We start from the raw sequence: 12,983 nt of genomic DNA, 5'->3' as shown, positions 1-12,983 counted from the left end.
ATGACTTACGCGAATTGCAAAAGGCACCTGGGGTCAGGTGCCTTAATTTGATTAACGACCTTCGCGACGTAATGCGCTTGAAGTAAACTCGTTATCGTTGAATGATTGTGAGAAATCATACATTTTTTCTTGGTTGTCTAAACCAATTGCTAAATAACGACGAGAGTTAAGGTCATGGTAGACTTCTAGCGTACTCCAATGAGTTGGTACTTCATAGTAGTTAAGACCATGCGCCATCGCTACACGATACATTTGATCACGGTTATCATAGATATCCGCTACATGTACTTGCCAGCTATCTTCATCAATATAGAAAACACGTTTTTTATAGATATGACGCGTGCCATCTTTAAGGTTCGCTTCAACTACCCAAACACGATGTTTTTCATAACGAACATGTTCAGGGTTGATATGACCTGCTTGCAGAATATCATCGTAGCTTAGTTTGTCGCTGTGAAGCTTATAGCTGTTATAAGGAATATAAAGCTCTTGCTTACCTTTTAATGTCCAGTTGTAACGATTTGGAGAACCGTTGAACATATCAAAGTCATCAGTCGTACGTAAGCTATCAGCAGCTGTTCCCGGTGCATCATAGGCAACATTAGGTGCACGACGAACACGACGCTGACCTGAGTTGTATGTCCATGCTTGGCGTGGCGTTAAGATTTGGTCCATTGTTTCATGAACTAATAACGCAGTACCGGCAAGACGCGCTGGCTCAGTTACTTTTTGCTTAAACTTAAACAAGATATTAGATTCTTGTAGCTTTTCAGGCGTTGCTTCAGGTGATGAATACTCAACTAACAGTTGCTCATCAAAACCTACATAGTTATATGAACCAGATGCTGTTGGTGCTGCTTGACCACCAGAACGCTCAATTGATAAACCACGGAAACGTAATAAGTGGTTCCAAATAGCTTCTAAGCCATCTTTAGGGATTGGGAACGGAACACCCACAGCAGTGTTTTTAATACCGTTACCGCCTTCTACTAACTCAGCTGTCGTTGCATACTTTTTAGTTGCATCATATACAAACTGAGGATAAGACGCGCTACGACGTGTTGGATAGATGTTCATCTTAAACGTATCAGGATAAGTATTGAATAATTCAATTTGACCTGGGCTTAAGAAATCTTTGTACTCAGCTACATTCGATTTATCAATCGTGAATAAGATTTTATCATCAGCATACGGATCAGGATGATGCATTCCCGGTTTATAACCAGCAGGTGGTGTTGTGATACCACCATCCCAAGCTGGGATAGAACCGTCTTTATTCGCAGCTTTTTCTGCGCCAATAGGTGTTAAATCTTTACCTAAACGTGCCGCTTCATCAGCGGTAATTTTTGCAAGTACACTTGAGCTTGCGAAAACGCCACAAAATGCTGCAGCAATGAGGGTAGGTTTTCTAATAATCATAATTTACCCTTAGATTGAATATTTAATATTGAAAGATACATAATCGCGGTCAGAGAAAGTATTCGTTGCACCACCACCCCAGAATGAGTTGTAGCTAAAGTCGAACGACCACGCATTTTGATAGTTGAAGTTCATAGTAACACCGAGCGATTTACGGTCTTCAACAAATAAGAACATTGGATCAGGTGTAATACCATTCACATCGTGCGAGAACACAAAACGTGGAGAGAAGTTAACACCACTGAAGAAGTTATAATAATCACCTTTCGCAATTAAACGATAACCCCATGCAGAAGCCGTTGGGAACGGATTCGTTTCAGGACCATTAGAAAGACCTAAGTGAAGTGTTGAATAATCATCACTTAATGGACCTTGCATGATACCACTACGGCCAGTACCAGCAACGTTTAAACGAAGCTCATCGTAATCTGGCATATCGTTGATGCGTACACCACCAATTTCACCAACTACCGCCCAGCTATCAGCACCAAGTGAAGGACCAAATAAGTGTGTTGCTGTAAATTGTAATTGTGCAGTGTTACGTAGAATAAATCCTTGTGCTACTTCACCAGGACCTACAACACTTGTAGCATCGCCAAGACTCATTTGTGAAATACCAGCAAAATCTGGGCGAATACCTGCAACTGCTAATTGCTCTGGCATACCCGCATATAACAGCTCTACGTCATCAATTTGTAGAGGCTCATCTTGGCGGAATGCAAATTCACCAGCAAGTGCCGTTTCGCCTACAGATGTATTGAAGCTAAGACCGTACAGTTTAATATCTTCAGGGTATTCTAACTGGCCTTTAGTGAATGCTTGCAAGCTAGTTACATTATCCTCTGTGATATCTGTAGTTAATAACATACCGATATCAGCAGCGATTGCCGCATCAGTGAAGTTTGATACCTGACCAGAAATTACCGGACGACGGCTATGATAGTTAATGTGGTATAACGCCACTTCAGTGTCGTTTAATTCAGGTAAGTACATACCTAAACGTAAACCATACTGGCCACCATCGTCTGGCTCGTTTTTACCTGCACCACCTTTGCCTTTTAACGCCACTTTGGTTGGGTAAGCTAAGTACATTTGCGCCATCATTGCTTGGCCTTGTGCTGATGTAGGATCAACACCTTGCGAGCGAACAATGTCATCTAAATTATTTAAGCTTTCAGTTAAGAATGCTAAATCGATATCCGGGTTAGACGTGAAGCCCAGTTGGATATTTTGCTGATAACCATTTTCTGACGCGAAATCGTTCGTCGAGAAATACGTACCAGCCGCTGGAAGACGTGTTTCATGCCATTCATATTGGTAGAAACCTTCTAGCGTTAAGTTATCTGTGATGCCTAGTGATGCCCAAAGCATACCAACAGGTATGAAAGCTTCTTTTAACTCTGCACCTGGCGCTTTTAAACGATCGATATCAACTGGGTTAACGTTAATACCATGAGAAATCAAGGTACTCTCACCCCAGTTCACAACTTGTTGGCCTAAACGAATAGACAGCGGGTTACGACCTTCATTTAAATCAAAGTTTGCCCATACATAAGCGTCTAGTAAACGTAAATCAGCACACACTTGTTCTTTTGTGTCGTCATCATCACATGGGTCTACTTTGTTACCTGATGTTGGGTTGTTATAGGCAAAATCACCATCCATCAATGCAAAGTCGTAGAAGTACATAAAGCGAGTGAAGAAACCAAAATTATCTTTGCTGATTGATAACTCATGGTTACCTTTTAATAGTTTTGAAAAAGAATCGCCACTATCAAAATTGAGGTTACCTGCATCACCATTATTTGAGTATGCACCTGGTTGGTTCCATACATCAGCAGAAGAATAAATTGGATTTAAAGCAGAATGATAACCCGTCCAGTCAAATGAAGGATTATTACTCTTACCTATATGTTGAAAATCTCGGTCTTCAACACGAATGCTTTGGCCATAAGAAAAGTTAGAGTCAAAACGTATATCGAAGTCACCTAACTCAAAGTTTGCCGCATGCAAAGATGTGCTTGAGAGTCCGAGTGTAGCCGCCGCGAGTCCCAAAGCTATTTTGTTTTTAACAAAAAGCGATCGTTTTATCATTGTGTTCATCCCCCTGTAACGGGTTGTTTTGTGATCAAATTGTTGTTTTTAGTATCTTTCTAACGATAGAAGCGAAACAGTAAAATTACAATATAGAACGCGTTCAATCGGTTAATATTTATTTAAAAATGTGACGTTTACGTATTGGTAAGACGTCATACCAGATATTTTATACACGTAAATTAACAATAGAACAAATCGAATTAACAAAAATATAATAAATTTAGCGAATTGGGGACAGTGAAATTTAGCTTTTTGGACGACAAATATCACAAAAAAAGCAGCTAATGCTGCTTTTTTAACTAATTTTCTCGAGTTTTAGAAACTGATTTTCAGCCGTTAATGTCAACCTAAAGCGCCCTCTTATTCCTATCGAAGAAATAAAAGGACGCAAATGGTGAGCATCAAAGCGAACTGTCTTGCCACCATCCTCGGTCACTTGTACAGATTTATATTTACCATGATAGTAATCAAGACACTCTGAGTAACTCAGATACAAGGCAAAGTAATATTCATTCATTAACTTTCGAGTGCTTTCTCTACTTTTTCAAACAGATCATCACTGAGGCCATCTAAATCAGCTAAGCGTTGTAGTTGGGCTTTCATTGCCTCTGAGCGATTTTCATCATACCGTTTCCATGACATAAACGGTGTCAGCATACGTGATGCATTTTGCGGGTTTATATCATTAAGCTTCACTAATAAGTCACCTAATAGCTGATACCCTTCACCATCAGCTCGATGGAACTGAGTAATATTAAAGTGACTAAAGCTACCAACCAAAGCACGCACACGGTTAGGGTTACCAAAGTCAAAACTTGGGTGATCATAGAGCGCTTTAATATCGCTGATACTCGTTGCTGAATCTTTCATCGCTTGCAGTGCAAACCATTTATCCATAACGAGCACATCATGACGCCATTTAGCATCAAACTCTGTTAAAAGCGTATCACATAGTGAGTGATTTGCTTTTACAACAGCACTTAATGCAGCAAGTGCATTGGTCATATTATTACTATGGGCAGACTCTTCGATAAGGCTATTAACGTCGCTGTGATTTGTTTTCGCTAAATAGTGTAAACAAAGTTGCTTAAGAGCACGCACTGCAACGGCTGTAGCAGATGTTGAACCATCATCTTCAAGCTCGTTATAACAATTAACCAATGATTCTGTTAGGAAGTTGGCAATTTGCGATTCAAATGCATTTTGAACAGCAATAATGTCATCAACAGGGATGACGGCATATTCTGCTGCAAGAGTATCGTAGCTAGGCAGTTTTAACAGCTCAGCAATCAGTGCAAGGTCACCTTCACGATTATCAACTAATAGCTTTAATGCCGACAAGATATCATCAGATAAGCAAGCTTCACCACTGGCAATCGCCGCTTTCATTTCATTAGTAAATAAACGCTGTTGAGCATCCCAACGTGAAAAGTCACTACGAGCAAAACGCATGATATGTAACAGATCCGCTGCAGATGTATTTTGAGTAACAATGCATGGCGCAGAGAAATCTTCTAGTAGCACTGCGACTGGGCGCTGTTTAATGCCCTCGAAAACAAACTGCTGTGTTTTTTCTGTGACATTCAATACCGAATCTTGTTGCTGATTATCAATCACAAGTGGTAGCGACTGCCCTTCACTATCTAAAAGTTCAATAGCAAAAGGAATATGCAGTAAGGCATTGTTAGGCTGATTATCAGGTGCAAACTGCTCAATGCTTAATGTGAAAGTTTGGTTTTGTTCATCATACGCTTGCTCTACATTGAGCTTAGGTGTACCCGCTTGACTATACCAGCGCTTAAATTGCGTTAAATCAATGCCAGACGCATCACTCATGGCAGCGACAAAATCATCACAAGTAACTGCTTGTCCGTCATGGCGCTCGAAATACAATGCCATACCTTGTTGGAACTTTTCTTCTCCAAGTAAGGTGTGCATCATACGAATAACTTCAGCCCCTTTGTCATACACAGTCACTGTATAAAAGTTATTCATTTCAATGACTTTATCAGGGCGAATTGGGTGAGCCATAGGGCCTGCATCTTCACTAAATTGGTGAGTACGCATTACTTTAACCGCATCAATACGATTAAGCGCACGTGAGCCTAAGTCGCTACTAAACTCTTGGTCACGGAAAACCGTTAATCCTTCTTTTAAAGACAGCTGGAACCAATCACGACAAGTAACACGGTTGCCGGTCCAGTTATGGAAGTACTCGTGCCCTACAATAGATTCAATCGTATGATAATCTTTGTCTGTGGCTGTTTCTTGATTCGCCAGAACACATTTAGAGTTAAAGATATTCAGGCCTTTATTTTCCATTGCGCCCATGTTGAAGAAATCAACAGCAACAATCATGTAAATATCTAAATCGTACTCAAGGTTAAAGCGCTCTTCATCCCATTGCATTGATTTCTTAAGAGATGTCATGGCATGAGGCGTTTTTGATAAATTACCTTTATCAACAAACAAAGCTAATTCGACTTTTCGTCCAGACTGCGTCGTGTAGTGGTCACGTAATACATCAAAATCACCAGCGACTAATGCAAATAAATAGCTAGGCTTTTTAAATGGGTCCTGCCATTTTACAAAATGACGACCGTCATCTAAGTTACCTGATTCAATTTGGTTACCATTAGAAAGTAAGTGTGTGTACTTCTTGTCGGCAATAATTGTGACATCAAAGCTGGCAAGGATGTCTGGGCGGTCAAGGTAATAGGTAATCTTTCTAAAACCTTCAGCCTCACATTGCGTACAGTAAGCACCACCCGACAAGTACAAGCCTTCTAACGAAGTATTCGTTTGCGGATCAATATGGTTTTCAATTTTAAGAATAAAGCTTTCAGGTAAGTTATGAATGATCAGCTTTTCATCTTCAAGCGTGTAATCATCATACGCTTTGTCATCAACCTTTACTGAAATAAACTTTAAATCAACACCATCTAGCGCAAGATCAGCATTGCTTTCATCGGTACGGTTTATTGTCATTGTTGACTGAACTGATGTTTTTAAAGGGGCTAATTCGAAGCGTAAATCGATGTGTTGAATTGAGAATTGTGGGGCTTGGTAATCTTTTAAATATTGAGCTTGAGGTTTACTCGTAGCAGACATTACTGACTCCAAATGGCCCTGCTTAGCAGGGCCTAAATAGTTTATTCGGCGTTAGCTTCTTGTTTAAGATGTTTTGGGGTAATACGTAAAATTTTAATACCAAAATAGGCATAAACAACCGCTAAGAATGGATTAATTAAATTAAAGAACGCGTACATTGCATAGTCAAATGGATTGATTAGTAAAACACTTTGCATATAGGCACCACAGGTATTCCACGGAATAAGTGGGCTAGTAATTGTGCCACCATCTTCTAATGTGCGAGATAAGTTAACAGGCTTTAAACCGCGTTTTTCATATTCGTCTTTAAACATACGTCCAGGAACAACAATCGCGATATATTGGTCAGCTGCAACCGCATTGGTACCAATACACGTTGCAATCGTTGCAGTGATAAGAGAACCGGTGCTTTTAGCAATTTTTAAGATGCTCTTAACGAACATATCAAGTAAGCCGGTTTTTTCCATGATAGCGCCAAACATCAAGGCCGTCATAATCAGCCAAGTGGTTGTTAGCATGCCAGCCATACCACCACCGCTTAATAGTGAATCCATTTTTTCATCGCCAGTGTCAATGCTGAAACCATCGAAGAATGTTGTCCAAACTAATTTGAAGTAACCAATTGCTTGGCCTTGTGATGCATCAATTTGACTATTAATTAAATCTGATTGAAATAACATAGCCCAAATTGCACCTAACACCGCACCAATCGAAATAGCAGGGAAAGCTGGCATCTTACGAATTGCTAAAAACAGCAACACCACCAGTGGTACTAGCATTTCAAAACCAATATTAAAGTTTTGCTCTAATAAATTAACGATTTCATCAATACGCCCAGCTTCAGCTGAAGCACCGGCATTAAAGCCCATAAAAATAAAAATAATTAACGCAATAATGAAGCTTGGCACTGTAGTCCAAAGCATGTGATGAATATGCTCAAATAAATCAGCCCCTGCTACTGCTGGTGCTAAGTTCGTTGTTTCTGAAAGCGGGCTTAATTTATCACCAAAGTAGGCGCCTGAGATAACCGCACCCGCTGTGACTACTTGTTCAAGACCAAGACCAGTTGCAACACCTAGTAACGCCACACCGATAGTCGCTGCTGTAGTCCAAGAGCTACCAATACTCATAGCGACAATGCCACAAATTAAACAACTAGCGGCATAGAACCAGCTAGGATTGATAATTTGTAAGCCATAGTAAATTAGAGTGGGTACAGTTCCTGATAACAACCAAGTACCAATTAAGGCACCCACCATTAACAGTATAATGATTGCTCCAAGGGATAAGGTGATCCCCTCAATCATGGCTTGTTCTAGTTTCTTCCAGGTGTAACCATTTTTTAAGCCAATTAATGCCGCGGTAAACGTAGCGAATAATAAAGCGATTTGGTTAGGACCCGATGATGAATTATCACCGAATAAATAAACAGCAGCGCCTAATAGGCACACGAGCACAGTAATTGGGATTATGGCATCTAAAAAACTGGCCTGTTTAATTGGCTTCTCTTCAATTGAATTCAAAAGATAGTCTCCTACACGTCTTATGTGGCGTGTTTAATTATTATTGTAAGCTTTGACGCAAAACTTCAGTGGCCTTATGTAGCCAGATTTTGTGATTATACCAATTCGCTTAATTAAGTGATCTATTTTGAGGCAATAAATCCTCGTTGATAGCAAGGCAAAAATTTCGCTATTTAGTTTTTCTAAATCAGAAATTTTTAACGCAGATAGCGACAGGTTTAATCCCTCAAAATGATTAAGTATTATTGCGGATTGGTATTATACCAATCTGACCTGTTTTAGGTAGCAAAAAAGGCGCTTAAGCGCCTTTTTGTTAATCGATATTGCTAATTATTTCTTAGCGATACGACCATATTTTATATAATCTTGGGTGATTAATGCCGCTTCTTCTAAGAAAGGGTCTAGCTCGTCAAGGCTATCAGGTAAATCATCAAGCTTCTCTACTGGCTTTTCACCAAGGCGAACAAGTCGTTCATTAGCACGTTCTAACGCACGCTCTTCACCTTCATCTTTCTCTTTTATACGCGTGGCTTCAACCAATGAGATAGTCTTACGGTCTTTCTCTTCTTGGTATCGCTTAATGTCAGCAAACACATAACTAAACTCAGGCTCATCTACAATACGCGCATCATGAAGCTTATTAACGTAAGCAATCGCTGGTTTTAGATTATCAACCGAGTTGTACTTAGCACGAATGATGCTATCCCAAGGTAGTGCGTTGTCTTGTTGACTCTCGCCCCACTCTGATGGCTCAATTGCCGACGGGAATGAAACATCTGGGATCACGCCTTTATGCTGTGTGCTTCCACCGTTAATTCGGTAGAACTTAGCGATTGTATATTGCACGCTACCTAATGGGTGGTCGTATAAATCATAAGCACGGCCAAGTGGTTTGTGCTGCTGTACAGTACCCTTACCAAAGGTTTGCTCACCAATGACAATAGCACGGCCGTAATCTTGCATTGCAGCTGCAAAAATCTCTGAGGCTGACGCACTGTAGCGATCAACTAACACAGTGAGTGGGCCATCATAAAAAGTGACACCGTCACGATCTTTTTGCTCTTCAATACGATTATTTAGCGTATGAATTTGTACAACTGGGCCTTGATCGATAAATAAACCAGAAAGCTGCGTTGCTTCGTAAAGTGAACCGCCGCCGTTTTGACGTAGATCGATGATAATGCCGTCTACTTTAGCTTCTTTGAGTTTAGCAATTTCAACTTTAACGTCTTGCGATAAATTGTTATAGAAACCAGGGATTTCAATCACACCAATTTTGCTGGTTAAGTCTGAGTATTTCGCTTCAAATACTTCAGATTTTGCAGCGCGGTCTTCTAAGCGAATTTTATCACGCGTGATTTCAACCACTTTTGGAGTACCGTGAGCATCTGCCCCTTTTAGATATTGCAGACGAACTTTTGTCCCTTTCGGGCCTTTGATCAGATCAACTACGTCATCTAAACGCCAGCCAATCACATCAACAAAGTCTTCACCTTCTTGAGCAACACCAATAATACGGTCATCTGCTTTGATTTGTTCAGACTTATCAGCCGGGCCGCCAGGTACTAAGCTACGGATTACCGTGTAATCTTCGTCATAACTAAGCACCGCACCAATACCTTCTAATTCAAGATCCATGTCCATCTTGAATTGCTCAGCGCGACGAGGTGATAAATAAGAGGTATGCGCTTCAATGCTTCGTGCGAATGAGTTCATCACGATTTGAAAAGCATCTTCACTGTTCGTTTGTACTAAACGCTTTTGCGCGTTGTGGTAACGTTTGGTCAAGACTTCTTTAATGCCTTGCCAATCTTTACCAGTCATTTTTAATCGTAAAGCATCGTATTTAACGCGCTGACGCCAAAGTTCATCAAGCTCAGCTTGGCTTGTTGCCCAATTAGCGTCTTCGCGATCAAACAGATACTCATCTTCTTTATCAAACTTCATTTCGCTTTCAAGTAACGATAAAGAATAGTCATAGCGTTCAAAACGACGTTTTAAACTTAAGTTAAAAATATCAAAGGCAAATCCCAATTTACCTGTCGACAATGCATTATCAAATTGGTCTTTATATTGCTCAAACGAGGCAATGTCAGACGCTAAAAACACATTTTTATTGTAGTCGAGAGATTCAATGTAACGATCAAAAACCTTCTCAGATAATTCATCGTTAAATTTAATTGGCTTGTAGTGTGCACGAGTAAATAAGTTTGTCACCCGTTTGCTTGCCGTACTATGTTGGCTTTCTTGCTTGAGTACTGGCAGGTCTTTTTCAGTCAGATTGTCTGAAGATGCCAATAATGAACCTGAAAACAGGGCAGCGACTAACGGAATGAGCGTAAACTTTTTACTCATACACAACTCCTTTATTTTTTACAGCTATTAAATGATATACAGGCTGTCTGCTTTGGTCTTAACTTGCATCCCTGTTACTAACTCAACGTGAACTTCGTCTTTATTCACTTCAGTAATAACCGCGTTTACAAGTGCTTGGCCAAGTTTAACTTTAACTTTGCTATTAACCTTGACCTCTGAGGCAGGTAAAGGTTCAACTTTTCCTGAACGTTTTGCAGGAGCAGCTTTAGCAGGCTTATTATTTACTTTAGCGCCTTTTTCGCCAGATTTAGCGTGGTGGCCACTATTCTTTTTGTAAGATTTTGTGTCACCGTCTTTGCGTGGACGTTGTGGTTTCTTACGCTTCGCCATTTTAGCACGGCTTTCTTCTAACGCTTTTTGTGCGTGCTCAATGTGCTCTTGTTCTACTTTTTCGTCTTGATTACCATCAAGATCGATACGGAACTCAGACTTAGTTACAGCTTCTAAATAGCGCCAGTTTGAGGTGTACTTTCTTAGTGCTTGACGAACCTGAGTTTTACTTACTTTCTCAGAACCTTCAATACGCTCAGCGATATCTTTAAAAATACCTACTTTAAGCGGCTGAATACCGTCTTTTTGTTTAAAACATTTTGGAAATTCTTGGTATAAGAAATCCAGTACTTCATTAATATCTTTTAGCTTGTTTGTGGTTTCCATGTTAGAACCTTTTATTACATCTTTTCATCAAGTGATGAATCGACATAGTGTGTTACCCAGTCGGTCAACTCTTCGAAGTCCGCTTCAATAAGCGCTAAATCACCTCGAAGGTGTTCCCAAATACCATTTATAATTTCATCAATTGATTCACAGTCAAGGTCATCCGGTAGACGTTCCCATGCCATGTGAATCAAGTCGTTGAGCCTTTCGGCAACAACTTCTTCTTCCCCTTCCCAATCACCAACATCTTGGATTGCAAAGAGGTAATCTTGCACATTTAGCAGATCTTTCATTTTAGATTTGCCTCAAAGCATTTTACCAATGCTTCTAAACCAGCTTGATCATCAGCATCGAATCGCGCAATGCTTGGGCTGTCGATATCAAGTACAGCAAATACTTTACCGTCTTTGAAAATCGGCACAACAACTTCAGAGTTAGATGCAGCATCACAGGCAATGTGACCGGCAAATGCATGCACGTCTTCAATGAGTTGTGTTTGTTGTGTTTGCGCGGCAGTTCCACATACCCCTTTACCTACTGGAATACGGATACATGCAGGATTACCTTGAAACGGCCCTAGCACTAATTCTTCAGGTGAATCCATTAAATAAAAGCCCGCCCAATTGACATCCTCTAAAGAGGTAAATAACAGCGCACTAATATTTGCCATGTTGGCAATAATATTTGATTCACCAGTGATTAGCGATTCAGTTTGTTTAACTAATGACTGGTAAAAATCTTGCTTTTGCATACCAAACTACTTCTTATTAAACATACAGTAGCTAAAGGTACTCTTTGTAGACGACAAATGAAACCTTTTAAGGGCAAAAAAAAACATTTTGCCCTCAATTTCAGTCAGCTTGATTAAATATTCTGCTATTGATGAGAAGATTGTGTTGTAAGGCCCTGTCTTAAACCAAATAAAAACAGTCCTGCTGCCAATGCAGACATCACTGCATTGACTACAAAAGCCATACCTGTTGTAGCGCTAAGTAAGTAGCTAAAAATAGCACCACCGAGTAAGCCTAGTGTCAAAACACCTGAATAATTGACCTTTGCATACTTATACATAAGTAAATAACCAGGCACCACAAACGCAGCCATAGTAAGGCCTACAATGTGGGCATTGGCGATGGCGCTAACAAATAAGTTAAAGAAAATGCTTAAACTATTTCCTTCAAGTGTAAACGCATAATAAAGGCCTAAGATACAACCAATGATCACAGGCGATAATAAAGAAAGTCCTACACTCTTTGCTAAACGATGTTTCATAAATTCCCTAATGTCACAAAGATAATACGAGAAGTGTTAAGCATGGACTAACTAGTTAAAATGCGAAATATCGACAATAGTCGTAATTTGCAGAACAAATGAAAAGCTCAAGAAACAAAAAAGCCGCTGAATAAATTCAGCGGCTTCAATGATGGTGGAGAGATAGGGATTTGAACCCTAGAGGGGCTACAAACCCCTGCCGGTTTTCAAGACCGGTGCATTCGACCACTCTGCCATCTCTCCGAATGCGAAAACCTACCCGCTTACGCCAGTAGTAAAAATAATGGTGGAGAGATAGGGATTTGAACCCTAGAGGGGCTACAAACCCCTGCCGGTTTTCAAGACCGGTGCATTCGACCACTCTGCCATCTCTCCGACGGCGTGCATAATAGATAAAGCGGCCGTGCTTGTGAAGCTTTTTTTTCAAAAAACTGTTTAAGTGATTAAAAAACAACTAAATCGTTCAGCATTAACACAATTAAAGTCAAAATATAATCGATTTGAACTTTTCTATTATTTATCTTGTCT

General features: G+C 40.1%; 10 protein-coding genes and 2 tRNA genes. All 12 read right to left on the bottom strand.

All coding sequences use genetic code 11. The features are described from left to right. Positions 1–51: 51 nt before the first annotated feature. Positions 52–1,416, bottom strand: a complete 1,365-nt coding sequence (locus tag KQP93_RS08080; protein WP_217876761.1) for a DUF1329 domain-containing protein — start codon at positions 1,414–1,416, stop codon at positions 52–54. Between the two features lie 12 nt (positions 1,417–1,428). Further along, positions 1,429–3,513 carry a DUF1302 domain-containing protein gene (locus KQP93_RS08075; protein ID WP_217876602.1) on the bottom strand — a complete coding sequence of 695 codons (2,085 nt, stop codon included), beginning with the start codon at positions 3,511–3,513 and terminating at the stop codon, positions 1,429–1,431. A 298-nt stretch (positions 3,514–3,811) separates the two neighbouring features. Beyond that, on the bottom strand, positions 3,812–4,033 hold the full coding sequence (locus KQP93_RS08070) for a DUF2835 domain-containing protein (protein WP_217876601.1): 222 nt from the start codon (positions 4,031–4,033) through the stop codon (positions 3,812–3,814). Continuing rightward, positions 4,033–6,627 (bottom strand): aminopeptidase N, encoded by a 2,595-nt coding sequence (gene pepN, locus KQP93_RS08065; protein ID WP_217876600.1) that lies wholly within the window; start codon positions 6,625–6,627, stop codon positions 4,033–4,035. The genes KQP93_RS08070 and pepN overlap by 1 nt, the downstream gene beginning before the upstream one ends. A gap of 41 nt (positions 6,628–6,668) precedes the next feature. Continuing rightward, the gene (gene nhaC, locus KQP93_RS08060) at positions 6,669–8,150 is read right to left on the bottom strand and encodes a Na+/H+ antiporter NhaC (protein ID WP_217876599.1); all 1,482 of its coding nucleotides are present in this window, start codon (positions 8,148–8,150) and stop codon (positions 6,669–6,671) included. 330 nt (positions 8,151–8,480) lie between these two features. After that, on the bottom strand, positions 8,481–10,505 hold the full coding sequence (prc, locus tag KQP93_RS08055) for a carboxy terminal-processing peptidase (protein WP_217876598.1): 2,025 nt from the start codon (positions 10,503–10,505) through the stop codon (positions 8,481–8,483). 27 nt (positions 10,506–10,532) lie between these two features. Continuing rightward, entirely contained in the window at positions 10,533–11,183 is a 651-nt protein-coding gene (gene proQ / locus KQP93_RS08050; protein WP_055022158.1) for an RNA chaperone ProQ, read from the bottom strand. A 14-nt stretch (positions 11,184–11,197) separates the two neighbouring features. Then, positions 11,198–11,476 (bottom strand): hypothetical protein, encoded by a 279-nt coding sequence (locus KQP93_RS08045; protein WP_054561593.1) that lies wholly within the window; start codon positions 11,474–11,476, stop codon positions 11,198–11,200. Next, on the bottom strand, positions 11,473–11,934 hold the full coding sequence (locus KQP93_RS08040) for a GAF domain-containing protein (RefSeq protein WP_167657592.1): 462 nt from the start codon (positions 11,932–11,934) through the stop codon (positions 11,473–11,475). The genes KQP93_RS08045 and KQP93_RS08040 overlap by 4 nt, the downstream gene beginning before the upstream one ends. Before the next feature lie 125 nt (positions 11,935–12,059). Continuing rightward, positions 12,060–12,455, bottom strand: coding sequence for a hypothetical protein (locus tag KQP93_RS08035; RefSeq protein ID WP_217876597.1), 396 nt, complete (start codon positions 12,453–12,455; stop codon positions 12,060–12,062). A gap of 152 nt (positions 12,456–12,607) precedes the next feature. Then, a tRNA-Ser gene (locus KQP93_RS08030) sits at positions 12,608–12,698 on the bottom strand. 41 nt (positions 12,699–12,739) lie between these two features. After that, a tRNA-Ser gene (locus KQP93_RS08025) sits at positions 12,740–12,830 on the bottom strand. Positions 12,831–12,983 lie beyond the last annotated feature (153 nt).

The sequence above is a fragment of the Pseudoalteromonas shioyasakiensis genome, from assembly GCF_019134595.1.
Classification (GTDB): Bacteria; Pseudomonadota; Gammaproteobacteria; order Enterobacterales; family Alteromonadaceae; genus Pseudoalteromonas; species Pseudoalteromonas shioyasakiensis_A.
This window is presented reverse-complemented; position numbering and strand designations above follow the sequence as displayed.

Bases quoted from the DNA above. Each gene is read 5' to 3' on its own strand.
- prc (WP_217876598.1), bottom strand. From the start codon at position 10,505: ATGAGTAAAAAGTTTACGCTCATTCCGTTAGTCGCTGCCCTGTTTTCA.
- proQ (WP_055022158.1), bottom strand. From the start codon at position 11,183: ATGGAAACCACAAACAAGCTAAAAGATATTAATGAAGTACTGGATTTC.
- KQP93_RS08040 (WP_167657592.1), bottom strand. From the start codon at position 11,934: ATGCAAAAGCAAGATTTTTACCAGTCATTAGTTAAACAAACTGAATCG.
- KQP93_RS08045 (WP_054561593.1), bottom strand. From the start codon at position 11,476: ATGAAAGATCTGCTAAATGTGCAAGATTACCTCTTTGCAATCCAAGAT.
- KQP93_RS08075 (WP_217876602.1), bottom strand. From the start codon at position 3,513: ATGATAAAACGATCGCTTTTTGTTAAAAACAAAATAGCTTTGGGACTC.
- KQP93_RS08035 (WP_217876597.1), bottom strand. From the start codon at position 12,455: ATGAAACATCGTTTAGCAAAGAGTGTAGGACTTTCTTTATTATCGCCT.
- pepN (WP_217876600.1), bottom strand. From the start codon at position 6,627: ATGTCTGCTACGAGTAAACCTCAAGCTCAATATTTAAAAGATTACCAA.
- KQP93_RS08070 (WP_217876601.1), bottom strand. From the start codon at position 4,033: ATGAATGAATATTACTTTGCCTTGTATCTGAGTTACTCAGAGTGTCTT.